This is a genomic window from Acidovorax sp. IB03 (assembly GCF_016406015.1).
In the GTDB taxonomy this organism is placed as follows: domain Bacteria; phylum Pseudomonadota; class Gammaproteobacteria; order Burkholderiales; family Burkholderiaceae_C; genus Acidovorax; species Acidovorax temperans.
The window spans coordinates 18,208-39,941 of record NZ_JAEFCH010000034.1 but is presented as its reverse complement, the minus strand read 5'-3'; the positions used below and the strand labels follow the sequence as shown (position 1 = coordinate 39,941).

The following is a 21,734-nucleotide window of genomic DNA, read 5'->3' as shown; positions in this document are numbered from 1 at the left end:
CAGCCTGTAAAACGGATAAATCGAACAGCTACCATTCGATAAACGAATTCAAAGCCAACCGCCCATGAACTACCCAGACTTTCAGATCGACTGGCTGCGCGCCTTTCTGGCGGTGGTGGATGCAGGCTCGCTCTCGGGTGCAGCGCCACTGGTGCACCGCTCGCAGTCGGCCGTGAGCATGCAGATCAAGAAGCTGGAGACGGCGCTGGGCCGCCCGGTGCTGCTGCGCGGGCCGCGCCACCTGGAGGTAACGCCTGCCGGGGCCGAGCTGCTGTCGTACGCACGCCGTGTGCTGGACTTGCAGGCCGAGGCGCATGCCGCGCTGTTTGGCCCCCAGCTGGCAGGCCGGGTGCGGCTGGGGGTGCCGGACGACTACGCCAGCGCCTACCTCACGCCGGTGCTGCGCAGCTTTGCGCACCGTTACCAGGGGGTGGAGATTGAGCTGACCTGCGAGCAGTCCACGTCACTGATCCCGCGTGTGGTGAAAGGCGAGCTGGACTTGGCCCTCATCTCGCGCGACAAGCCGCAGCGGGGGCATTTTCTGTTTGACGAACCGTTGGTCTGGGTGGGCTCCGCGCAGTACGAGGTGTGGCGGCGCGACCCACTGCCGATTGCGGTGTATGAATCGGCCAGCATGGCGCGGCAGGCCACGTTGTCTGCGCTGGCGGCGCGGCGCCGGGCCTACCGCATCGTTTACCACAGCTCCAGCCTGGTCGGGCAGCTGGCTGCGGTGGAAAGCGGCCTGGCGGTGGCCGTGCTCACGCGGTGCAGCGCCCCAGCCCATTTGCAGATCTTGCAGAACCTGCCGGTGGAGTTTGACCTGCCGCCGCTGGCATCGATGAATGTGGCGGTGCTGCGCAGCAAGGTGTCGATACGCTCACCGGCCGTGGATGCGATGTATGAGCAGATGGTGCGGACCTTGGGGCGACGGGGCGAACTATCACCTAAGACCTGAGCACCGCCTTCCGCTCGGGGCGTCAGGCCGCCAGGATGTGATCCCGCAGTTTCTCGCGCGGCCCCAGCAGCTCATCGCTTCCGATCAACCGCAGCGCACCGCCCTGCCCCACCACCAGTTGTGGCACACCCCGTGCGCTCACGGCGCGCAACGTGGCCTGTGCGCGGGCCACGCGCTCGACCACCAAGCTGTGCAGCGCGGCATCTGGCGCCAGCGTCAACCCAGCAGCATCGGCCAGGCCCAAAGCACGCAACAGATCCGCCAGCACCTCGGGCTCTGCGGTGTCGCGGCCTTCCACATAGCGTGCATGCTGCAGGGCGTGCAAGGCTTCCAGTTCACGGTCAGGCGCAGTCTGGGCCACGGCGGTCAGAGCCAGCGTGGCGGGGCTGGAATCAAAACGCCGGTTGGCAGCACCGAGGATGTGGTCGCGGTATGCGCGCGTGAAAGGCTGGCCGGTGAGCTGCTGGATGCGCTGGTCGTTGGCCCAGGCATAGGCGGCAAATTGCGCGTCCATGGGACGTGCGCCCGCGCCAGCGAACAGGCCGGTGGGTGCGAGTGCCACCTCAATGACCTCCACGCCCTGCAGGTAATTGAGCGCAGGTGCTGCGGCGTAGCACCAGCCGCACAAGGGGTCGAACAGATAGGTCACCGTGATGGAGGGCGTGGTCATGGGCGTGTGTCTCTGGTAATCAAAGCGGTTGCAAGAGCCCCGTGGGGCGTGAACTTGTGGCCGGTCTCACCATTTCATCTCGCCCTTGTTCACCTTGGCGCCGATGTCCAGCGACAGGCCCATAGGGGCGGCGGGGTAGGCCTTTTTCATGGCGTCGATGAGTTCGGCACTGTTCTTGGCGGCAGCGGCGTTCTTCTCGAACGCTTGCAGGTAGCCCTTGGTGTAGGTCACGTTGGTCACGTCCAGCGCCGTGCCTGCGGGCATGTGGCCAGGCACGACCATGGCGGGCTGCAGGGCAGCCATTTCGTCGAGCTGGGCCACCCAGGCACTGCGCTCGGCCACGGTCTGGGTGTCGGCCGTCCACACATGCATGTTGGTGCCGAACACGCCGATGTTGCCCACCACGGCCTTGATGGATGGAATCCACGCGTATGGGCGGTGCCCCAGTGCGCCTGTGGCGCCACGGATCTCCACCGTCTGGCCATCCACCGTCAGCGTGTTGCCGCTGATGGCCTTGGGCAGCACGGGGGTGCGGGGTGCGTTGGCGCCCATCTTGGGGCCCCAGAAGGCGATCTTGCCTGCCAGCTTGGCGTTGATCTTTGCCAGCACGGCGGGGGTGGTCACCACCTCGGCCTTGGGGAAGATTTCCTTGACGGTCTCCACGCCAAAGTAGTAGTCAGGGTCGGCCTGGCTCACGTAGATGGTTTTGAGTTCCTTGCCGCTGTCGAGCACATTGGCAGCGATGCGCAACGCGTCGGCACGGGTAAAGCCAGCGTCAATCACCATGGCTTCTTTTTCGCCATAGACCAGGGTGGAGTTGACGTTGAAGCTGTTGCCATCGGCGTTGTAGACCTTGACCTGCAAGGGCTGCGCGGCATGGGCGCCAGCGAAGGCGATGGACAGGGTGGCGGCGATGAGGGTGGTGCGGAACATGGTGTTTTCTCCAAGGGGTGTTTGAAGGATGGGAGAAAGTTTATTTGCGCCATTCGATCTAATAAACCCGATAATTCGCGCATATTTATTTCATCAATAGAACAAATAAGCAGACTATGGACCGCCTGACCGCCATGCGCGTGTTTGCCGAAGTGGCCACCAGCGGCAGCTTCAGCGCCACCGCCGACAAGCTCGATATGTCGCGCGCGATGGTGACGCGCTATGTGGCCGAGATGGAGCAGTGGCTGCAGGCCCGCCTGCTGCAGCGCACCACCCGCAGCGTGACGCTGACCGACGCGGGCGAGCTGGCGCTGCGCCGCTGCCAGCAGATGCTGGCGCTGACCACCGACCTGGAAGAAGAAACCGCCACCACCGCCGAGGGCGAGCTGCGCGGCCAGCTGCGGCTGACGTGCAGCGTGTCGTTTGCCTATGCCCAGCTGGGCGCGGCGATTGCCGACTTTCTGGCCCGGCACCCGCAGCTCAAGATTGACCTGGACGCGAGCGAGGGCTCATTGAACCTGGTGGAGCGGCGCATTGATCTGGCCATCCGCATCAGCGCCGAGCCGGACTCGATGCTGATTGGCCGCCCGCTGGCGCAGTGCGATTCGGTGCTGGTCGCATCGCCCGCCTACTTGGCCGCCCATGGCACCCCGCAGCAGCCCGCCGACCTGGCCCGGCACCGCTGCCTGAGCTACGCCAACTTTGGCAAAAGCGTGTGGCAGCTTTCACGGGGCGATGTGGTGGAGCGCGTGAGCGTAACGAGCCCCTTCAGCGCCAACGAGGCCACGACGCTGATGCGCGCGGCCCTGGCGGGTGGCGGCATTGCGCTGCAGCCCACCTACCTCGTGAACCCGTACCTGCGCAGTGGCGAGTTGCAGGCGGTGCTGCCTGGCTGGGATCTGCCGGTGATGACGATCTATGCGCTGTACCCCTCGCGCAGGCACTTGTCACCTGCGGTGCGAGCGCTGCTGGACTTTTTGGTGCAGCGGTTTGAAGGGGTGCCGTGGTAGCGCCCGCCCGCCTGCCACGGCCCTTTTTGCTACGCTATTGATAGCTGCCTGCGCTTATCCAATAAGCGCTGCAGGCATTTTTTACCTAAAACCTGCCAGCGGCACTCACTCCGCCTCAATCCCGGCGGCCTTGATCACCTTGCCCCACTTCAGGGTCTCGGCGGCCTGGAACTTGGCCAGGTCGGCGGGGGTGGTGGTCCAGGCCTCAGAGCCGGACATGTCGAAGAACGACTTGGCCGTGGCGCTCTTGGTGGCGGCCTGCATCAGCTCGTTCAGGCGGGTGACCACGGCAGCGGGCGTGCCTGCAGGGGCGTAGGCGGCAAACCAGTAGCCCATGTCGTAGCCCTTGACGCCCGCTTCGTCGATGGTGGGCACCTCGGGCAACTGCGCGCTGCGCTTTTGCGTGGAATAGCCCAGCGCCCGCAGCTTGCCTGCGGTGATTTGCGGCATGCCGGTGGAGGTGTCGGTGATCATCAAATCGATCTGCCCGGCCAGCAGGTCGGTGATGGCAAACGGGTTGCTCTTGTACGGCACATGAAGGATGTCCACGCCCGCGAGCTGCTTGAACATTTCGCCCGCCACGCGGCTCGATGCACTGCCGCTGCCAAAGGTCAGCTTGCCGGGGTTCTTCTTGGCAAAGACCACCAGGTCGCCCACGCTCTTGTGCGGCGATGCGGGGTTGACCACCAGCACCTGCCCGCCCTTGCCCAGGCCAGTGATAGGCGCGAAGTCTTTCACCGGGTCGTACGAGAGCTTTTTGTACAGGTGCTCGTTGGCAGCGTGCGTGGTGTTGGTGGTGATAAGAATGGTGTAACCATCGGGCGCGGCCTTGGCCACGGCGGCGGCGGCGATCATGCCGCTGGCACCGGCCTTGTTGTCCACCACCACGGCCTGCTTGGTGTCGTTGGTGATGGACTGGCCGATGGCGCGGGCCAGCTGATCGGTAGCGCTGCCTGCGGCAAACGGCACCACAAAGGTGATGGGCTTGGCCGGAAAGGTTTGGGCGGCAGCGGGCGCGGTGATGGACAAGGCCATCAGGGCACCGGCGGCGGCAGTCAGCGCATGGCGTCGGGTCAAGGCAAAGCGGTTGGCGGGCATGTTGTCTCCTTCTGTTCTATGGGTCATGTCAAACGAAAACGGGGGGCATCACGTCGCAGGCCCGGCTAGGTGCTGGCGCAGCGCAGCGGGCACCTGCACAGGCAACGACAGCAGCCAGTAGCTCAGCGTTTTGCCGTGGCTGTCGAGGTTGAGAGCGTCGTTCACGCCGCCGTCCAGCACGTCGTCCAGCACCAGGTTCATGGCGTGCAGCTGGGGCAGCAGGTAGCGGGCGACGCGGCTGGGTTGGCGGGCGGCAAAGTGGCGGGCTACGGCCTCTTCGGTCACTTGCTGCACCAGCACATCCCACAGCGCGGGGTGCCAGGCGATGACGCTGAGGTTGGAGCGGTTGCCCTTGTCGCCGGTGCGGCTGTGGGCCAGGCGATACAGCGGAACGGTGAGCATGGGGGCGGCCTCGGCATTGCGCGTGTCGGTCACTGCAGGCCTCCTTCATTCCACATCTGGTAGCCGGTGACCACGGCACTGCGCGGCACCAGGCACGACACGGTGCCCAGGCGCGGGCGCATGGCGGTGCGCACACCGCCGCCGCCTGCGGGGCCGCAGGTGTAGAGGGCCGTCACCTCGCGCACCAGGCGCTGGGCGCTGGCGTGGTCGCGGTGCTGCAGGGCCACGCGCAGGCGCACATCGCGGGCTTCGTCCAGGCCCGCAGCGGGCGCATCCAGCCAGGTGCTGGCGTCGTCGCCCAGCACGCTGGTCACGCCAATCAGGTCCACGCGCACGGGGCCCAGGCCCTGCAGCCGCTCGCGCAGCACCTGGCCTGCCAGTCGGGCGCGGGCCTCGGCGCGGGGGCCTGCGTAAGAGATTTCGCCTTCGGCAAACCAGCCAGATTCAAAGCACACATTCACCTTGAGCGTGGGCGGCTGCGGATGGCCACACACGCCTTCCAGCCGCACGGCATCGGGCCCCACGGGCAGCACCTGCGCGGCGGTGATGTCGGCCACCACATCAGGGGTCAGGTAGGCAGCGGGGTCGTGCAGCTCGTACAGCAGCTGCTCTTTCACCGTGCGCTCGTTGATGCAGCCGCCGGTGCCTGCGGGCTTGGTGATGGTGCAGTGGCCGTCGGGGTCGATCTCGGCAATGGGGTAGCCCAGCGTGGCCAGGCCGGGCACATCTTTGTAGCCGGGGTCGGCAAAGTAGCCGCCGGTGACTTGCGCGCCGCATTCGAGCAAATGGCCCGCCATGGTGGCGCGGGCCAGGCGGTTCCAGTCGTCGGCCGCCCAGCCGTAGTGCGCCATGGCCGGGCCCAGCACCAGCGATGGGTCGGCCACGCGGCCGCAGACCACGATCTCGGCCCCGGCGCGCAGCGCATCGGCAATGGCCTGCGCGCCGATGTAGGCGTTGGCGCTGACGATGGGCTCGGTGGGCATGGCGGGGCCCAGGGCACGCTCCAGCAGCGCCCGGTGATGGGGGCCGCTCAGGTCGTCGCCCTGCACCACCGCTATGCGCGGGGCGCGCAGGCCCAGCGCAGCCGCCAGTTGGTGAATGCGCCTTGCTGCGCCCGCAGGGTTGGCCGCGCCAAAGTTGCTGACGATGCGCACGCCATGCGCCAGGCAGTCGGCCAGCACGGGCTGCAGCAAATCCACCAGCAGCGGCTCATAGCCTGCATCGGGCTGGGTGCGGCGGGCCAGTTGGGCCAGCGCCAGGGTGCGCTCGGCCAGGGTTTCAAAAATCAGCACGGCAGGCTGGCCGCTGGCAATCAGGGCCTGCACCACGGGCGCAGCGGCATCGGTGCGGTCGCCCGAAAAGCCTGCCGCGCAGCCAATGCGCAGGTGGGGTATGTGTTGTGACATCAGTCGCTGTCTCCTGCGGCGCAATGTACGCAGGCTGCGCTATTCTGTGAAATCGATTGTTGCAATCAATCCATCTGCTAAACAAATGAATGAGAACCCCGCCCTTTCCACCCGCCAGCTCGATGCGTTTGTGGCGCTGGCCGAGCACCGCAGCTTTACCCGCGCGGCCATGCAGTGCCATTTGTCGCAGCCCGCGTTCAGCGCGCTGATCAAGGCGCTGGAAGATGCCCTGGGCGCGCGCCTGTTTGACCGCAGCACACGGCATGTGGATTTGACGCCCGAGGGGGTGAACTTTCTCGAATCGGCCCACCGCATTCGCGCCGAGATGCGCGCCGCCGTGGCGGCCCTGCGTGATGCCGTGACGCTGCAACGCGGCCGCGTGGGCGTGGCGCTGCTGCCATCGCTGGCAGCGGGCTGGCTGCCGCAGGTGCTGGCCAGCTACCAGCAAGCCCACCCCGGCATTGCGGTGGACATTGCCGATGTGCTGTCGGAGCCCTGCATTGACCGCGTGGCCAGCGGCACGGCCGACTTTGCCCTGGCCGCCATCCGCGCCGACACACCCGCACTGCAGGCCGAGCCGTTTTGCAGCGATGGCTTTCACCTGGTGTGCCCCGACGCCCACCCGCTGGCGCGGCGCAGAAAGCCGCTGGCGGTGGCCGACTTGGCGGGCTACCCGTTCATCCACCTGGCACGCCACAGCAGCGTGCGCCAGTACCTGGAGGCGGCCTTTCGCCCGCAGGCCATGCGCACGCTGATGGAGGTGGAGCAACTGGCCACGGTGACCGGCATGGTGCGCGCGGGCCTGGGCATCAGCGTGGTGCCAGCGCTCACGCTGTTTCACTTTCAGCAGCCCGGCGTGGTCACCCGCCCGCTGCAGTTGCCGGGTTTGCAAAGGCAGATCTATCTGGTGCGGCGTCGCGACCAGAGCCTGTCGATCGCGGCGCAGTCGCTGTACGAATGGATGGTGGCGCGGCGGCCTCGGCCAGGCTAGGCAGTGCCTGCGCCGCTTGCTACAAACTCAATAGCTGCTAGCGCTTTAATGGCGGGCGCTACAGGGCATTTTGATGAAAAACATCGCTCACACCCAAGCACACTCGCCCCGGCCCAGCAGCCCCAAGGGCCCAACGGGTGGGTAAATCCGCGAGAATCTTGGCCCTTAGCATTTCTTCTGCACCAGGCTCCCATGACCGACGCAACCTCTGCACCCGCCCTGCCCGACCACCTCTCGTCCGACCCGCGCAGCCCGCACCACAATGCCGCCGTGTTCGAGCACGACATTGGCATCCGCTTCAACGGCAAGGAACGTTTTGATGTGCAGGAATACTGCGTCAGCGAAGGCTGGGTCAAAGTGCCCGCTGGCAAGACGGTGGACCGCAAGGGCCAGCCCCTGCTGATCAAGCTCAAGGGCACCGTCGAGGCGTTTTACCGCTGACCCAGCCCAGCGCTGCCGCCCTCATGCCTGCATGACCCATACCGCCGCTTTGCCCGTAGCGCAGCCCGCGCCGCCGGGGCTGTGGGTCATCCACTGCGATGGCAGCGCCATTCCCAATCCTGGCCGCATGGGCTTGGGTGCCACGCTGCTGGCCCCCGATGGGCAGCAGCACGCCCTGTCGCACAGCAGCAGCCTGGTGGGCTGCAACAACGAGGCCGAACTGCGCGCCTTGATGGCCGCGCTGCAGCAAGCCCACGCCCTGGGCGCACGCGCGATTGCCGTGCGCAGCGACAGCAGCCTCCTCATCGAGCAATTGCAGCCGCTGCAACCAGGCCAGCGTCCCGCTGCCCCGATTGCCCGGCTGGCCGAGCTGTTTGACAGCGCACGCGCCTGGCTGGCGCGCTTTGACAGCGTGCAGTGGCAGTGGATTCCGCGCCACCGCAACAGCGCCGCCGACACCCTGGCCCGCGCCGCCCTGGGCGCACCGGCCAAGGTGGCCCCACATCCCAGCCACAAGAAAAAGAAGCGCTGAACCTCTGTTCAAAGACGCTGCTAGCACCTTGGCTTGGGGCGGCGATGTCGCTCCTGCGTCATTGAAACGTCACAAAGTTGACGTTTTTGCAACAATTTTCCTGCATGCTTTGCCGGTTTGGGCCCTTCTGCACGCATCCAGCCCCAGGGCGCGGTGATGGGTGCAGGCGGTCTATCGAAGGCCGCGGAGCAGATGCTCTGCTCCTGCCCGGGTCTTGGAAACTGTTTTCACATCTTCAGGAAGGAACGACATGGGACGTAATGCACGCTGGGTGGTGCTTTTGGCAGGCGCTGGCACGGTGCTGGGCACTGCCGTGGCACAGAACAACAACGCAGCCGCCCAGGCGCGCGCCGCTGCAGCCAGCCCGGCCCCCAACTTCGCCAGCAGCCCCCGCGAAAAGCTGTGGTGGCCATGCCCAAGACATATGCGCGGGCCGAGACCATGCTGCTGTGGGGCGACTACTTCAACCACTTGGCACGCTGCGGCAACCTGGACTTGCAGAACCAGCATGGCGAATCGCTGGAGCGCAGCTCCAACATCGACCTGCTGGGCGAAAAAGAGCTGATCGATGGCATCACGTCGGGCAAGGTGCAACTGGCCCAGGTCAACCCTGGCCTGGTGCCGCAGCTGGTGGCCGCAGGCCAGCCCACGCCGTTCGCTGTGCCGGGCAACAAGGCATCGGGCAAGCGCAACTCTTACCACCTGATCCTGATTGCGCGGGTAGACAGCCCCTACAAGGAACCCAAGGACCTGATCGGCAAGAAGATTGCCCACTCCACACCCACCTCCAACTCGGGCAACCTGGCGCCGCGCGCGCTGTTCCCGGCCATTGGGCTGGTGCCGGACAAGAACTACGAAGTGGTTTTCTCCAACGGGCACGAACGCTCGGTAACGGGCGTGATGCACGGCTTTTACCCCGCCGCCGCCGTGGCCAGCGACCTGTACCAGCGCATGGTGCTCAAGGGTGACGTGAAGGGTTCAAGCATTCGCACGCTGTGGGAAAGCGCCCCCTTCATGACCGAGACCTGGACGCTGGGCAAATCGGCATCGCCCGATGTGCAAAACCGCGTGCAGAAATGCTCGTACGCCTACAGCTTCTCGCCCAAGCTCAAGCAGTTGCTGCCCGGCAACGACACCATGCTGCCCGTGAATTTCGAGCGTGATTTTGCGACGGTGATGGAGGTCTACAAAAAGACGCAGCAAGCCCAGGCTGCTGCGAAGTAAAGCCCCCGCGTCCGGCCCGCTGCGCTACCTGGGCTGGACGGTGTGGTCCCGGTCTGGTTTGCGCCAGGGGTCCACATGGGTCATCAGGTTGAGCACCCGGTGGCGCTGCATCACGCGCTGGCGGGCTTCCACCGCAATGTCGTGCCCCTCTTCCACGGTGATCTGGGCGTCCACCTCCAGGTGGGCATCCACCACCACCACCATGTCGCCCATCTTTCGGGTGCGCACATCGTGCACGCCAGCCACGCCGGGGGTGTCCAGCAAGGTCTGGCGAATGGCCTGCACCTCCTGCTCATCCACCGCGCGGTCCATCAGGTCGTGCATGGCGTCCCAGCCAAATTCCCAGCCCATCTTGCCCACCATGAAGCCCACGATCAGCGCGGCTATCGGGTCCAGGATGGGGTAACCGGCCAGGTTACCCGCAATGCCCACGCCCACGACGAGCGACGAGGCCGCATCCGAGCGCGCATGCCACGCATTGGCCACCAGCATGCTCGACTTGACCTTTTTGGCCACTGCCAGCATGTAGCGAAACAGCACTTCCTTGCCCACCAGCGCGACGCCCGCCACCCACAGCGCCACCGAGTGCACCTGGGGCACGGATTCGGGGTTTTCGAGCTTCACCACCGCAGACCAGACCATGCCCACGCCCACGGCGAGCAGCAGCAAGCCCAACACCAAAGATGCAGCGGTTTCAAACCGCTGGTGCCCGTAGGGGTGGTCTTCGTCCGCGTCTTTTTGCGAGTGGTGGTTGGCAAACAGCACCACAAAATCGGCCACCAGATCGGACAGAGAGTGGATGCCATCGGCAATCAAGCTCTGCGATTTGGCCCACACCCCCACCACGATCTGCACGGTGGACAGCACCAGGTTGACCACCACGCTGACCCAGGTGCTGCGCGAGGCGGCAGCGGCACGCTCTTGCGGCGTGTGCTCGGTGTCTTCGGTGTCGTCCAGTTCGTTGAAATTCATAGGTTGCAACCCAGGTACCGCAAAACCCTGAAGGCTACACGCGCAGTCTTAAGAATGCATTGAGACGCCGCAGCTTTTTGCCCGTACGGGCCAAGCCGTCAGCCCGGCACCGTCGCCGCAGCCACCAGCTTTTGCGTGTAGGGGTGCTCAGGGCGGTTCAGCACCGCTTCCACCGGGCCGCATTCCACGATGGCACCGTCCTTCATCACAAGCACGTCGTGCGCCATGGCGCGGATGACCTCCACATCGTGCGTGATGAGCAGGTAGCTCAGGCCCTTCTCTCGCTGCAGGCGCTGCAGCAAGGCCAGCACCTGTTGCTGGATGGTGACATCGAGGGCGCTGGTGGGCTCGTCCAGCACCAGCACCTGGGGCTGCACGATGAGGGCGCGGGCCACGGCCAGGCGCTGGCGCTGGCCGCCTGAAAATTCATGCGGGTAGCGCGCGAGCAGGCCAGGGAACTGCGCCTCCGTCAGGCCCACCTCGGCCAGGGCGGCTTCCACGCGGGTGCGGCGCTCGGCAGTGTGGATGCCGGGTTCATGCACCAGCAGCCCCTCGCCCACGATTTCTTCGACCGTGAGGCGCGGCGAGAGCGACGAGAACGGGTCCTGGAACACCACCTGCACCCGCTTGCGCAGTGCCTGGTTGGCGGGTGTGTTGCGGGTGGCTGGCTGCTGCCAGGCCTGGCTGTTGACCTGCAGATCGCCCTGCGACGGCAGCAGGCCCAGGATGGCCTGCGCCAGGGTGGACTTGCCCGAGCCCGATTCGCCCACCACGCCCAGCGTCTGCCCCGGCAGCAATTGCAGATCGGCACCCTGCACGGCCACAAACTCGCCCTTCTTGAACCAGCCGCGCACGCCCGGCAGCGGCGTGGGGTACGCCACGCGCAACTGGCGCGCTTGCACTACGGGCGGTGTACCTGCGGGCGGGGCCGCCTCCACCACATCGCGCCGGGGCTGGCTGGTGATCAGGCGGCGCGTGTAGGGGTGCTGCGGGTTGGCGAACACCTCGGCCACAGCGCCCTGCTCTACCAGCACGCCCTGCTCCATCACCGCCACGCGGTCGGCAAAGCGGCGCACCAGGTTCAAATCGTGCGTGATGAGCAGCACGGCCATGCCGGTCTGGCGTTGCAAGTCGGAGAGCAAATCCAGAATCTGCCCGCGCAGCGTCACATCCAGCGCGGTGGTGGGCTCGTCGGCCAGCAGCAGTTGGGGTTCGCTGGCCAGGGCCATGGCAATCATGGCGCGCTGGCGCTGCCCGCCCGAAAGCTGGTGCGGAAAGCTGCCCGCGCGCCTGGCAGGCTCAGGAATGCCGGTTTTTGCTAGCAATTCAATAGCTGCTTGCGCACATTCTGCGCCGGTCAAACCCTTTTTTAGTATCAAGATCTCGGCGATCTGCTGGCCGATGGTCATGAGCGGGTTGAGCGCGGTCATGGGCTCCTGGAAGACCATGGCAATGTCTCCACCGCGCACGCCGCGCATTTCACGCTCGGAAAGCTGCAGCAGGTCGCGCCCGGCAAACAGGGCCTGGCCCTCCACCGCTGCATCACCCAGCAGGCGCAGCAGGCTGAGCGCGGTGATCGTCTTGCCCGAGCCAGACTCGCCCACCAGCGCCAGCTTTTCGCCCCGTGCAATCTCGAAGCCCACGCCACGCACCACCGACTTGGCGCCAAAGCGAACCTGCAGGTCACGCACCTGCAGCAAAGGGGTGGCGGGGGTTGTGCTGTGTGCCTGCATCACTTGTCGGCCTTTCGTGGGTCCAGAGCATCGCGCAAGGCATCGCCCATGAAGGTCAGCAGCAGCAAGGTGACCACCAGCACCGCAAAGGTGGAGAGCGAAATCCACCAGGCGTCGATGCTGTTCTTGCCCTGGCTCAGCAGCTCGCCCAGGCTGGGGGTGCCGGGTGGCACGCCTAGGCCCAGAAAGTCGAGCGAGGTGAGCGCGAGGATGGCCGCGCTCATGCGAAACGGCAGGAAGGTGACCACCGGCGTGAGGCTGTTGGGCAGGATGTGGCGCCAGATGATGTGCCAGTTGCCCACGCCCAGTGCGCGGGCCGCCTTCACGTAGTCCAACTGGCGGTTGCGCAGAAATTCGGCACGCACATAGTCCGACAGGCCCATCCAGCCAAACAGGCTCAGCAAAATCAGCAGCAGCGCAATGCTGGGCGCAAACACCGCGCTGAAGATGATGAGCAGATACAGCTCGGGCATGGAGCCCCAGATCTCGATGAAGCGCTGAAAGGCCAGGTCCGTCTTGCCCCCAAAAAAGCCTTGGATGGCGCCAGTGACCACGCCCAGCACCACGCCCGTGGCCGTGAGCGCCAGCCCGAACAGAACGCTCACCCGAAAACCATAGAGCAATTGCGCCAGCAGGTCCCGCCCCCGGTCGTCGGTGCCCAGCCAGTTGTCGGCCGTGGGGGCCGAGGGGTTGGGCGACTTGGCAAAGTAGTTGAGCGTGTTGGGACCGTAGCGGTTCAGGGTGTAGAGCGCCCAGTTGCCATCAGCACTCAGCCGCTGCTGGATGAAGGGGTCGAGGTAATCGGTGGGCGTGTCAAAGTCGCCCCCGAAGGTTTTTTCGGAATAGTCCCGCAGCATGGGGAAGTAGGTTTGCCCTTCATAGCGCACGATCAGGGGCTTGTCGTTGCTGACCAGTTCGGCACACAGGCTGACCAGTACCAGTGCGCAAAACAGCCACAGGCTCCAGTAACCCTGCCGGTTGCGCTTGAAACGCAGCCAGGCGCGGCGGGAGGGCGACAGTGAAGCGGATGCAGCGCTGTCAGATGCAGCGGGTAAAGAAGGTGTGGTGGAACCCATGGTGCGGATGGTTGCTTCGTCTTCCAAAGTCACACAGCGTCGTGCAGCAAGAGGGCCTTGCTGTACTGCAAAAATTCGTCCAGGTGCTTTTCAATGATGGCGACAGTGATGGGCAGTTGCAGGCTCTGGTAATCGTGCACCGCAATGTTGCGAAAGCCCACCATGCGCTGCAAGCCTGCAGCCAGCTCCTGTTCAATCCGGCCTGCACGGGCCAGCAGAGCAAACACATCCCGCGCACTTTGCGGAACGCCCAACCGGTCACGCCGGATCAGGTGCTGCCCCATGTCCAACGCGGCCTCACAGGCGCGTTGGATGTTCAAAATTGCGGCGTCCTGGCGGCTGAAATTGGTGGCAAAACTGGCGGGGTCACTGAAATACTCTTCGCGCGCGCGCTGCACGCAGCGCTCAATCGTTGCGGCCTTGTTAATCAGAACGTCATCCACCATACACGCTCCCACGCTGTTGAATGTCCGCCAGCAAGCCAGTCCGTGCAGCATCCAGCTCAGTCTTATCACTCAGGACAGCGCTCTCAAAAATAGCCGCCTGGGCATCTCTGGCCCACCAGCGCACGCCCTGCGTGATGACCTGGTACTGCATCACGGTGGAAGCAGCACGCAAATCCAGCAAATCGACAGGACAACCGGCCACATCAGCCAACTCGCCCGACAAGCTCCACAGCTGGTGCACATCGGCGTAACCAGCCACCAGGACTGCCAAGTCCAAATCACTCTGGGGCGTTGCCACACCGTGCACCCGGCTGCCAAAGGCATACACCGCCAACAGCCCAGGCAATTGAGCTTGTAGCAGGTGCACGGTGCGCTCTATCCCCTCAAGGGACAAAGGTGCGGGGAGCGTGTGCGTCGAGGGCATTACGAGTCTTTCAATCAAACTTCACGCGGGGGTCTACCCACACGTAGCACAGGTCGCTCACCAGCTTGGTCACCAAGCCGATCAGCGTGAACAAATACAGGGTGCCCAGCACCACCGGGTAGTCGCGGCGGATCACGCTTTCGTAGCTGAGCAGGCCCAGACCGTCGAGGGAATACAGCGTCTCGATCAGCAGCGAACCTGTGAAGAACGCACCAATGAACGCCGCCGGAAAACCGGTGATGATGGGGATGAGCGCATTGCGCAGCACATGCTTCCACAGCACCTGCCGGTCGCTCAGCCCCTTGGCACGGGCGGTGAGCACGTATTGCTTGCGGGTCTCTTCCAAAAAGGCATTTTTGGTAAGCATGGTGGTGACGGCAAAGCTGCCCAGCACCATCGACGTAATGGGCAAGGCGATGTGCCAGAGGTAGTCCGTCACCTTGCCCCACATCGACAGTTCTTCCCAGTTGGCCGAGGTGAGCCCGCGCAGCGGAAACCACTGCAACTGCCCGCCAAACACCACCAGCAGCGCCACGCCCAGCACAAAGCCCGGAATGGCATAGCCCACCAGCACCAGCAAGGTGGTGACCAGGTCAAACCGCGAGCCCGCCCGCACCGCCTTGGCCACGCCCAGCGGCACGGCCACCAGGTAGCTGATGAAGAAGGTCCACAGGCCCAGGCTGATGGAGACCGGCAGCTTCTCTTTCACCAGCTGCCACACATCCTTGTTCTGGAAGAAGCTGCGGCCCAGGTCAAACCGTGCGAACTGGCCCAGCATCTGAAAGAAACGCTCGTGCGCAGGTTTGTCGAAGCCGTACAGCGCCTTGATCTGCTCCAGCCGCTTGGGATCCACCCCCTGCGCGCCGCGGTAGCCCATGCCGCCGCCTTCGGCACCGCCGCCGCCAGCCATCCCGGCCTTGGCTTCGGCCATGTACTGCTCCACCGGGCCGCCGGGCACGAACTGCACCACCACAAAGGTGAGCAGCAGCACGCCCAGCAGGGTGGGAAACATCAGCAAAAAACGTTTGAGGATGTAGGCAAACATGGGCTGGTTGGGTGAAATCCGAGCGTTGGGCTGTGGGGCAAGAAGGCGCTGGAGGCAAACGCTGCGCTGCTTCTCACTTCTTGTCAGGCGCCGTCTGCGGCGGGTTGCGCGCCCACCACGTGTCGATCGCCCAGCCCTCGCCACTGGCGTAGGGCGGCATGGCGTCCGGCCGCGCCAGCCGCCATGCGTTGTAGGCCATGCGGTGCGTGCCCGCCGTCCACTGCGGAATCAGGTAGTGGCTGTGGGCAATGATGCGTTCGAGCGCATGGCAGGCGGGCAGCAGTTGCGCCTCGGTCTTGGCCGACGTCATGGCCTTGATCATCGCGTCCACCGCAGGGTTCTTCACGCCGGGGAAGTTGCCGGAGTCTTCCATGTCGGCCGCCGCGCTGCCAAACATGTCAGCAAACTCCTGGCCCGGGTTGTTGGTGCCCTGGTAGGCCATGGAGGTAATGTCGAAGTCAAACTTCTGCAGCCGCTGCTGGTACAGGGCAAAGTCCACCGAGCGGAACTTGAGCGTGATGCCGAGCTTCTCCAGCGCGCGCATCCAGGGCGTGACGGTGCGCACGCCGCCTTCGTTGCTGTCCATGTATTCCAGCACCATGGCCTGGCCCTGGGCGTTGCGCAGGGCACCGTCGCGCACCTCCCAGCCTGCTTCCTTGAGCAAGGCCTGGGCCCGGCGAAGGTTGGCACGCAGGGAAGAATCTCCATCGGTGCGCGGTGGCACCGTCATAGGGCCAAACGCTGCGGCGGGAATGTGCTTGCGCCAGGGTTCCATCAGCGCCAGTTCTTCAGGCGACGGGGTGCCCCGGGTTTCGCAGGCCGTGTTGCCAAACAGGCCGTTCACCCGCTGGTAGGCACCGTAGAACAGCTGGCGGTTCATCCATTCATAGTCCACCGCCAGGCCCAGCGCCTCGCGCACGCGCACGTCCTGCAGGAAGGGGCGGCGGGTGTTGAGCACGTAGCTTTGAAACCCTGCGGGCAGCTTGTGCTTGAACTCGCCCTTGACCAGCTCGCCGGTATCGAACTTCTTGCCGTTCACGCGCCGGGCCCAGTCGCCCGCGCTGAAAAAGCGCATCAGGTCAAACTCGCCCGCTTTCAGGGCCTCGAGCCGTGCCGTGCTGTCTTTGTAGATCTTGACCAGGATGCGGTCAAAGTTGGCCGTGCCTTTGCGCACATTCAAATCGCGCGCCCAGTATTGCGGGTCACGCACGTAGGTGATGTCTTTGCCAAACTGCACCGGGCCGATCTTGTAAGGGCCGCTGCCAATCGGGATGTCGGTGACCACCTGATCGAACGGCTTGGCCTTGCCGTTTTCTACCCCCCAGTCGCGGCTGAACACCGGCAGGCCACCCACGGTGAGGGGCAACTCGCGGTTGGGCAGCTTGAAGCGGTAGCGCACCGTGCGGTCGTCCACCACGTCCACCCCGGCCACCTCGGCTAGCAAGGTTTTGTAGGCGGGCGAGGTGAATGGGCCCACCAGGGTGTCGAAACTGTGCTTGACGTCCTGCGCCAGCACCGGCTTGCCATTGTGAAAGCGCGCCTCGGGCCGCAGGCGGAAGGTCGCCGACAGGCCATCGGCAGCCACGTCCACATCTTCGGCCAGCAGACCGTAGCCGGTGGCAGTTTCGTCTTGCGCACCCACCAGCAAAGAGTCGAACATCAGCGACGACAGGTAGGCCGGCGCATTGCCTTTGATGGTGAAGGGGTTGTACTTGTCGAACGTGGACACGCGCAGGTTGCTCACCAAACGCAGCTCACCGCCCTTGGGGGCGGCGGGGTTCACGTAGGCAAAGTGGTCAAACCCGGCAGGGTATTTGGGCTCGCCCCACAGGGCATAAGCGTGCGCTGCCCAGGCAGGGGCCGCGCATCCCATCAGCAAAAAAGTAAGCCAAAACCGCATGAGACAATTCTGCACTACGTTCATTGGCCACCGCACCGCTTGGCGCATTCCCCTATGCGCTAAGCCCGTGGGCCCCACCCCCATCCCCGAAGGAGAAGAAACATGGGTTTTCTGACCGGCAAGAAACTGCTCATCACCGGCGTGCTGTCCAACCGTTCCATCGCCTATGGCATTGCCAAGGCCTGCCACGAACAGGGTGCCGAGCTGGCTTTCAGCTACGTGGGTGAGCGCTTCAAGGACCGCATCACCGAGTTCGCTGCCGAGTTCAATTCCAAGCTGGTGTTTGACTGCGACGTGGCCAGCGACGAGCAGATTGCCCGCATGTTTGCCGACCTGAGCCAGGTCTGGCCCAAATTCGACGGGTTTGTGCACGGCATTGGCTTTGCGCCCCGCGAAGCCATCGCCGGCAACTTCCTGGACGGCCTCTCGCGCGAGAACTTCCGCATTGCGCATGACATCAGCGCCTACAGCTTCCCTGCCATGGCCAAGGCTGCCCTGCCTTACCTGAACGACAAATCGTCGTTGCTGACGCTGTCTTACCTGGGCGCGCTGCGCTCCATCCCCAACTACAACACCATGGGCCTGGCCAAGGCCAGCCTCGAAGCATCGGTGCGCTACCTGGCCGAAGCCGTGGGCCGCACCGAAGACGGCCGCAGCATCCGCGCCAACGGCATCAGCGCCGGCCCCATCAAGACCCTGGCCGCCAGCGGCATCAAGGACTTTGGCAAGCTATTGAGCCGCGTGGCCGACGCCTCACCCTTGCGCCGCAACGTGACCATTGAAGACGTGGGCAATGTGGCGGCCTTCCTGCTGTCCGACCTGGCCAGCGGCATGACGGCTGAAATCACCTACGTGGACGGCGGCTTCAGCCAGACCGCAGGCCTGAGCGCAGACCAGGTGTAAAACTGCGCAGGGCTGAACAGGCTCCACATCAAATTGGCTGCTAGCGTTTATTTAACAAGCGCTAGCAGCTATTTTTTTGATAGCAACACACTTCCACGATGCACCGCAGACGCTGCCTGACCTGGCTGGGCCTGATGCCCCTCGGCACGCTCACGCCCCTGCTCCCGCTGTCCACCCCTGCGGCATGGGCTGCCGATGCACCCGCCCTGTTGCTGGCCAACGTGTACCGCCCCGGAATGCCATTGGCCGACTACTGGGTGAGCGAGAAATACGACGGCGTGCGCGGCTATTGGGATGGGCACACCTTGCGCACGCGCGGCGGCGAAACCGTGGCGGCACCCGCGTGGTTTACCGCAGGCTGGCCCACCACGCCCATGGACGGCGAGCTGTGGGCCGGGCGTGGCCGCTTTGCCCATGCCCAGTCCACCACCCGGCAACAGCAACCTGACGATGCCGCGTGGCGACAGATGCGCTTCATGGTGTTTGACCTGCCCGCCCACGGCGGTGTGTTTGACGAACGCCTGGCTGCCTTGAAAACGCTGGTCGCATCCATCCAGCAAGACTGGGTGCAGGCCGTGCCACAGCAACGTGTGGCCACCGATGCCGCCTTGCAGGCCCTGTTGCAACGCACGGTGCGATCGGGTGGCGAGGGGCTGATGCTGCACAAAAGCAGCTCGCTGTACCGATCAGGCCGCAGCGATGACCTCATCAAGCTGAAGACGCATGACGACGCGGAGGCCCTGGTCGTAGGCCACCTGCCCGGCAAAGGCAAGCACGCCGGGCGGCTGGGCGCCCTGTTGGTAGAGATGCCCACAGGCCAGCGCTTCAAGCTCGGGGCCGGGCTGACCGACGCAGACCGCGACCAGCCGCCGCCGCTGGGCAGCTGGGTGACTTACCGCTATCGAGGCACACACGACGGGGGCCTGCCCCGGTTTGCGAGCTTTGTGCGGGTGCGGCTCGACATGCCCCCTGCCTCGCCTCAAAACCCCCAATAAAAAACGCTCCGAGGCACGCCAGGGAGCGTTTGCAGCGGCTGGCGCGCTCACCGCGCCACGCTGTTCGTCTCAGATGGTGCGGCCGTAAGGGCCGTCGTCTCCCAGCTGCACGATGTTGTCGGCCGTGACACGCGGAGTCTTCGCTGCCCTGGATGGCTTGTCTTCGGCGGCCACACAGTCGGCATAGAAGCGCACCTGGCCGTTCTCGTCTTCCACCTCCACCAAGCCGTGGATGTCGGTTTCAAAGCCGGGGCACAGCTTGGCGAATTCGCGGGCGAACTTGAGGTAGTCCACGATCTTCTTGTTGAACACTTCGCCAGGAATGAGCAGCGGAATGCCGGGTGGGTAAGGCGTGACCAGACCCACGGTGATGCGGCCTTCCAGATGGTCGATTTCCACACGCTCGGTCTTGCGCTGGGCAATGTGTGCGTATGCGTCCGAAGGCTTCATGGCCGGCGTCAGGTCCGACAGGTACATCTCCGTCGTCAGGCGGGCAATGTCGTACTTGGCGTACATCTCGTGCACGTGCTGGCACAGGTCGCGCAAGCCCATGCGCTCGTAGCGCTTGTGCTGCTGGCAGAACTCGGGAAGGATGCGCCACATCGGCTGGTTCTTCTCGTAGTCGTCCTTGAACTGCTGCAGCGCCGTCAGCAGCGTGTTCCAGCGGCCCTTGGTGATGCCGATGGTGAACATCACAAAGAAGCTGTACAGGCCCGTCTTTTCCACCACCACGCCGTGCTCGGCCAGGTACTTGGTGACGATGGAGGCGGGGATGCCCGTCTTGTCGAACTTGCCATCCAGGCTCAGGCCGGGCGTGACGATGGTGGACTTGATCGGGTCCAGCATGTTGAAGCCATCGGCCAATTGGCCAAAGCCGTGCCACTTGCTGCCCTTCTTGCCCTTGGCGTCGCTGCGGATGATCCAGTCCTCCGCACGGCCCATGCCCTCATCCACGAGCTTTTCGGGGCCCCAGACCTTGAACCACCAGTCGTTCTTGCCGAAGTCTTCTTCCACCTGGCGCATGGCGCGGCGGAAGTCGAGGGCTTCCAGAATGCTTTCTTCCACCAGCGCGGTGCCACCGGGCGGCTCCATCATGGCGGCAGCCACGTCGCAGCTGGCGATGATGCTGTACTGCGGGCTGGTCGAGGTGTGCATCAGGTAGGCCTCGTTGAACAGGGGCCGGTCGAGCTTCACCGTTTGCGAGTCCTGCACCAGCACATGCGACGCCTGGCTGATACCCGCCAGCAGCTTGTGGATGGACTGCGTGGCGTACACCACTGAGTGCTTGGGGCGCGCGCGCTTCTTGCCCATGGCGTGGTAGCTGCCATAGAACGGGTGGAAGGCCGCGTGGGGCAACCAGGCCTCGTCAAAATGCAGGTTGTCCACGTAGCCATCGAGCATGCCCTTGATGGTTTCGGTGTTGTAGAGCACGCCGTCGTAGGTGGATTGCGTGAGCGTCAGCACGCGCGGCTTGACCTTCTTGGCGTCCACGCCCTTGAGCAGCGGGTTGGCCTTGATCTTGGCCTGGATGGCTGCGGGCTCGAACTCGCTTTGCGGGATCGGGCCGATGATGCCGAAGTGGTTGCGCGTGGGCTTGAGGAACACGGGGATGGCCCCGGTCATGATGATGCTGTGCAGGATGGACTTGTGGCAGTTGCGGTCCACCACCACCACATCACCGGGCGCCACGGTGTGGTGCCACACCATCTTGTTGGATGTGGACGTGCCGTTGGTCACGAAGAAGCAGTGGTCGGCATTGAAGATGCGCGCCGCATTCCGTTCAGATTCGCCAATGGCACCGTTGTGGTCCAGCAGCTGGCCCAGTTCTTCCACCGCGTTGCACACGTCGGCGCGCAGCATGTTCTCGCCGTAGAACTGGTGGTACATCTGGCCCACAGGGCTCTTCAAGAACGCCACGCCGCCCGAGTGACCGGGACAGTGCCAGCTGTAGGAGCCGTCTTCGGCGTAGTCCAGCAGCGCCTTGAAGAACGGAGGCTGCACGCTTTCGAGGTAGCTCTTGGCCTCACGGATGATGTGCTTGGCCACGAATTCGGGGGTGTCCTCGAACATGTGGATGAAGCCATGCAGCTCGCGCAGGATGTCGTTGGGCAGGTGGCGGCTGGTTTTGGTTTCGCCGTGCACGTAAATGGGCACTTCGGAGTTCTTGCGACGCACTTCACCGATGAAGTGGCGCAGGTTCAGCACGATGGGGTCGAGCTCATCGCCGCCCGTGAATTCCTCGTCGTCAATCGACAAGATGAACGCGCTGGCGCGGCTTTGCTGCTGCGCAAACTGAGACAGGTCACCATAGCTGGTCACCCCCACCACCTCAAAGCCCTCGGCCTCGATGGCCTGCGCCAAAGCGCGGATGCCGAGACCCGAAGTGTTCTCGGAACGATAGTCCTCATCGATGATGATGATGGGAAAGCGAAACTTCATGCGCAGCCTCCGTGAAACCGTGCCCTGCCCGGCCAAAAAACAAAATAGGCGCGAAGTGTACGGAATAACGGTGTCCTGCCTTTGAAGCGCCATCCTTTTGACCCAGAATGTGGTGCACTAAACACATCACACAGGCGCA

At 64.5% G+C, this 21,734-nt stretch carries 21 protein-coding genes; 8 read left to right on the top strand and 13 right to left on the bottom strand.

Features of this window, described 5'->3' with window-relative positions:
- Positions 1-64 precede the first annotated feature (64 nt).
- Positions 65-955: a LysR family transcriptional regulator gene (locus IHV84_RS16120; protein WP_198847609.1), complete on the top strand. Its 891-nt coding sequence runs from the start codon at positions 65-67 to the stop codon at positions 953-955.
- Between the two features lie 22 nt (positions 956-977).
- Here the strand turns inward: IHV84_RS16120 and IHV84_RS16115 are convergent, their stop codons facing one another.
- Both IHV84_RS16115 and IHV84_RS16110 read right to left on the bottom strand, forming a co-directional pair.
- Positions 978-1,625: a DsbA family protein gene (locus tag IHV84_RS16115; RefSeq protein WP_198847608.1), complete on the bottom strand. Its 648-nt coding sequence runs from the start codon at positions 1,623-1,625 to the stop codon at positions 978-980.
- A gap of 66 nt (positions 1,626-1,691) precedes the next feature.
- Positions 1,692-2,558 (bottom strand): MBL fold metallo-hydrolase, encoded by an 867-nt coding sequence (locus tag IHV84_RS16110; RefSeq protein WP_198847607.1) that lies wholly within the window; start codon positions 2,556-2,558, stop codon positions 1,692-1,694.
- 116 nt (positions 2,559-2,674) lie between these two features.
- Here IHV84_RS16110 and IHV84_RS16105 point away from each other — a divergent pair, with 116 nt between their 5' ends.
- Positions 2,675-3,568, top strand: coding sequence for a LysR family transcriptional regulator (locus IHV84_RS16105; protein WP_198847606.1), 894 nt, complete (start codon positions 2,675-2,677; stop codon positions 3,566-3,568).
- Between the two features lie 105 nt (positions 3,569-3,673).
- Here IHV84_RS16105 and IHV84_RS16100 read toward each other — a convergent pair whose 3' ends face one another.
- Genes IHV84_RS16100 through IHV84_RS16090 form a run of 3 tightly spaced genes read right to left on the bottom strand, consistent with a single transcriptional unit; the run spans position 3,674 to position 6,474 of the window.
- Positions 3,674-4,666: a tripartite tricarboxylate transporter substrate binding protein gene (locus IHV84_RS16100; protein ID WP_198847605.1), complete on the bottom strand. Its 993-nt coding sequence runs from the start codon at positions 4,664-4,666 to the stop codon at positions 3,674-3,676.
- 48 nt (positions 4,667-4,714) lie between these two features.
- On the bottom strand, positions 4,715-5,068 hold the full coding sequence (locus IHV84_RS16095) for a hypothetical protein (RefSeq protein WP_121730342.1): 354 nt from the start codon (positions 5,066-5,068) through the stop codon (positions 4,715-4,717).
- A gap of 29 nt (positions 5,069-5,097) precedes the next feature.
- Positions 5,098-6,474, bottom strand: coding sequence for an acyclic terpene utilization AtuA family protein (locus IHV84_RS16090; RefSeq protein WP_198847604.1), 1,377 nt, complete (start codon positions 6,472-6,474; stop codon positions 5,098-5,100).
- Positions 6,475-6,559: 85 nt separating this feature from the next.
- Here IHV84_RS16090 and IHV84_RS16085 point away from each other — a divergent pair, with 85 nt between their 5' ends.
- The 4 genes from IHV84_RS16085 (at position 6,560) to IHV84_RS16070 (ending at position 9,662) form a co-directional block, all read left to right on the top strand.
- Positions 6,560-7,465 (top strand): LysR family transcriptional regulator, encoded by a 906-nt coding sequence (locus IHV84_RS16085; protein ID WP_198847603.1) that lies wholly within the window; start codon positions 6,560-6,562, stop codon positions 7,463-7,465.
- A gap of 192 nt (positions 7,466-7,657) precedes the next feature.
- Positions 7,658-7,906 carry a DUF3297 family protein gene (locus IHV84_RS16080; RefSeq protein ID WP_066698259.1) on the top strand — a complete coding sequence of 83 codons (249 nt, stop codon included), beginning with the start codon at positions 7,658-7,660 and terminating at the stop codon, positions 7,904-7,906.
- Positions 7,907-7,937: 31 nt separating this feature from the next.
- A complete protein-coding gene (locus IHV84_RS16075; protein WP_198847602.1) occupies positions 7,938-8,438 on the top strand; it encodes a ribonuclease HI family protein in 501 nt (166 codons plus the stop codon).
- Between the two features lie 411 nt (positions 8,439-8,849).
- Positions 8,850-9,662, top strand: a complete 813-nt coding sequence (locus tag IHV84_RS16070; RefSeq protein WP_233100067.1) for a PhnD/SsuA/transferrin family substrate-binding protein — start codon at positions 8,850-8,852, stop codon at positions 9,660-9,662.
- A gap of 24 nt (positions 9,663-9,686) precedes the next feature.
- Here IHV84_RS16070 and IHV84_RS16065 read toward each other — a convergent pair whose 3' ends face one another.
- The 7 genes from IHV84_RS16065 to IHV84_RS16035 form a co-directional block, all read right to left on the bottom strand.
- Positions 9,687-10,634, bottom strand: coding sequence for a cation diffusion facilitator family transporter (locus tag IHV84_RS16065; protein ID WP_198847601.1), 948 nt, complete (start codon positions 10,632-10,634; stop codon positions 9,687-9,689).
- Between the two features lie 98 nt (positions 10,635-10,732).
- Entirely contained in the window at positions 10,733-12,367 is a 1,635-nt protein-coding gene (locus IHV84_RS16060) for an ABC transporter ATP-binding protein (RefSeq protein WP_198847600.1), read from the bottom strand.
- Positions 12,367-13,443, bottom strand: a complete 1,077-nt coding sequence (locus IHV84_RS16055) for an ABC transporter permease (RefSeq protein WP_142081340.1) — start codon at positions 13,441-13,443, stop codon at positions 12,367-12,369. The genes IHV84_RS16060 and IHV84_RS16055 overlap by 1 nt, the downstream gene beginning before the upstream one ends.
- 29 nt (positions 13,444-13,472) lie before the next feature.
- Positions 13,473-13,889: a DUF86 domain-containing protein gene (locus tag IHV84_RS16050; RefSeq protein WP_066692162.1), complete on the bottom strand. Its 417-nt coding sequence runs from the start codon at positions 13,887-13,889 to the stop codon at positions 13,473-13,475.
- Entirely contained in the window at positions 13,879-14,313 is a 435-nt protein-coding gene (locus IHV84_RS16045) for a nucleotidyltransferase domain-containing protein (RefSeq protein WP_082758637.1), read from the bottom strand. Before IHV84_RS16045 ends, IHV84_RS16050 begins: the two co-directional genes overlap by 11 nt.
- 10 nt (positions 14,314-14,323) lie before the next feature.
- The gene (locus IHV84_RS16040; RefSeq protein ID WP_198847599.1) at positions 14,324-15,358 is read right to left on the bottom strand and encodes a microcin C ABC transporter permease YejB; all 1,035 of its coding nucleotides are present in this window, start codon (positions 15,356-15,358) and stop codon (positions 14,324-14,326) included.
- A 73-nt stretch (positions 15,359-15,431) separates the two neighbouring features.
- Positions 15,432-17,258, bottom strand: a complete 1,827-nt coding sequence (locus IHV84_RS16035) for an extracellular solute-binding protein (protein ID WP_198847598.1) — start codon at positions 17,256-17,258, stop codon at positions 15,432-15,434.
- A 102-nt stretch (positions 17,259-17,360) separates the two neighbouring features.
- Here IHV84_RS16035 and fabI point away from each other — a divergent pair, with 102 nt between their 5' ends.
- On the top strand, positions 17,361-18,161 hold the full coding sequence (fabI, locus tag IHV84_RS16030) for an enoyl-ACP reductase FabI (protein WP_044400807.1): 801 nt from the start codon (positions 17,361-17,363) through the stop codon (positions 18,159-18,161).
- 98 nt (positions 18,162-18,259) lie between these two features.
- Positions 18,260-19,156 (top strand): DNA ligase, encoded by an 897-nt coding sequence (locus IHV84_RS16025; RefSeq protein WP_198847597.1) that lies wholly within the window; start codon positions 18,260-18,262, stop codon positions 19,154-19,156.
- Between the two features lie 69 nt (positions 19,157-19,225).
- Here IHV84_RS16025 and IHV84_RS16020 read toward each other — a convergent pair whose 3' ends face one another.
- A complete protein-coding gene (locus tag IHV84_RS16020; RefSeq protein ID WP_198847596.1) occupies positions 19,226-21,595 on the bottom strand; it encodes an arginine/lysine/ornithine decarboxylase in 2,370 nt (789 codons plus the stop codon).
- Positions 21,596-21,734 lie beyond the last annotated feature (139 nt).

Excerpts from the sequence above, each read along its gene's own strand:
- IHV84_RS16020 (WP_198847596.1), bottom strand. The coding sequence starts at position 21,595 with ATGAAGTTTCGCTTTCCCATCATCATCATCGATGAGGACTATCGTTCC.
- IHV84_RS16050 (WP_066692162.1), bottom strand. The coding sequence starts at position 13,889 with ATGGTGGATGACGTTCTGATTAACAAGGCCGCAACGATTGAGCGCTGC.
- IHV84_RS16065 (WP_198847601.1), bottom strand. The coding sequence starts at position 10,634 with ATGAATTTCAACGAACTGGACGACACCGAAGACACCGAGCACACGCCG.
- IHV84_RS16040 (WP_198847599.1), bottom strand. The coding sequence starts at position 15,358 with ATGTTTGCCTACATCCTCAAACGTTTTTTGCTGATGTTTCCCACCCTG.
- IHV84_RS16095 (WP_121730342.1), bottom strand. The coding sequence starts at position 5,068 with ATGCTCACCGTTCCGCTGTATCGCCTGGCCCACAGCCGCACCGGCGAC.
- IHV84_RS16025 (WP_198847597.1), top strand. The coding sequence starts at position 18,260 with ATGCACCGCAGACGCTGCCTGACCTGGCTGGGCCTGATGCCCCTCGGC.
- fabI (WP_044400807.1), top strand. The coding sequence starts at position 17,361 with ATGGGTTTTCTGACCGGCAAGAAACTGCTCATCACCGGCGTGCTGTCC.
- IHV84_RS16105 (WP_198847606.1), top strand. The coding sequence starts at position 2,675 with ATGGACCGCCTGACCGCCATGCGCGTGTTTGCCGAAGTGGCCACCAGC.
- IHV84_RS16055 (WP_142081340.1), bottom strand. The coding sequence starts at position 13,443 with ATGGGTTCCACCACACCTTCTTTACCCGCTGCATCTGACAGCGCTGCA.
- IHV84_RS16060 (WP_198847600.1), bottom strand. The coding sequence starts at position 12,367 with ATGCAGGCACACAGCACAACCCCCGCCACCCCTTTGCTGCAGGTGCGT.
- IHV84_RS16035 (WP_198847598.1), bottom strand. The coding sequence starts at position 17,258 with ATGCGGTTTTGGCTTACTTTTTTGCTGATGGGATGCGCGGCCCCTGCC.
- IHV84_RS16080 (WP_066698259.1), top strand. The coding sequence starts at position 7,658 with ATGACCGACGCAACCTCTGCACCCGCCCTGCCCGACCACCTCTCGTCC.
- IHV84_RS16075 (WP_198847602.1), top strand. The coding sequence starts at position 7,938 with ATGACCCATACCGCCGCTTTGCCCGTAGCGCAGCCCGCGCCGCCGGGG.
- IHV84_RS16100 (WP_198847605.1), bottom strand. The coding sequence starts at position 4,666 with ATGCCCGCCAACCGCTTTGCCTTGACCCGACGCCATGCGCTGACTGCC.
- IHV84_RS16110 (WP_198847607.1), bottom strand. The coding sequence starts at position 2,558 with ATGTTCCGCACCACCCTCATCGCCGCCACCCTGTCCATCGCCTTCGCT.
- IHV84_RS16070 (WP_233100067.1), top strand. The coding sequence starts at position 8,850 with ATGCCCAAGACATATGCGCGGGCCGAGACCATGCTGCTGTGGGGCGAC.
- IHV84_RS16115 (WP_198847608.1), bottom strand. The coding sequence starts at position 1,625 with ATGACCACGCCCTCCATCACGGTGACCTATCTGTTCGACCCCTTGTGC.
- IHV84_RS16045 (WP_082758637.1), bottom strand. The coding sequence starts at position 14,313 with ATGCCCTCGACGCACACGCTCCCCGCACCTTTGTCCCTTGAGGGGATA.
- IHV84_RS16090 (WP_198847604.1), bottom strand. The coding sequence starts at position 6,474 with ATGTCACAACACATACCCCACCTGCGCATTGGCTGCGCGGCAGGCTTT.
- IHV84_RS16085 (WP_198847603.1), top strand. The coding sequence starts at position 6,560 with ATGAATGAGAACCCCGCCCTTTCCACCCGCCAGCTCGATGCGTTTGTG.
- IHV84_RS16120 (WP_198847609.1), top strand. The coding sequence starts at position 65 with ATGAACTACCCAGACTTTCAGATCGACTGGCTGCGCGCCTTTCTGGCG.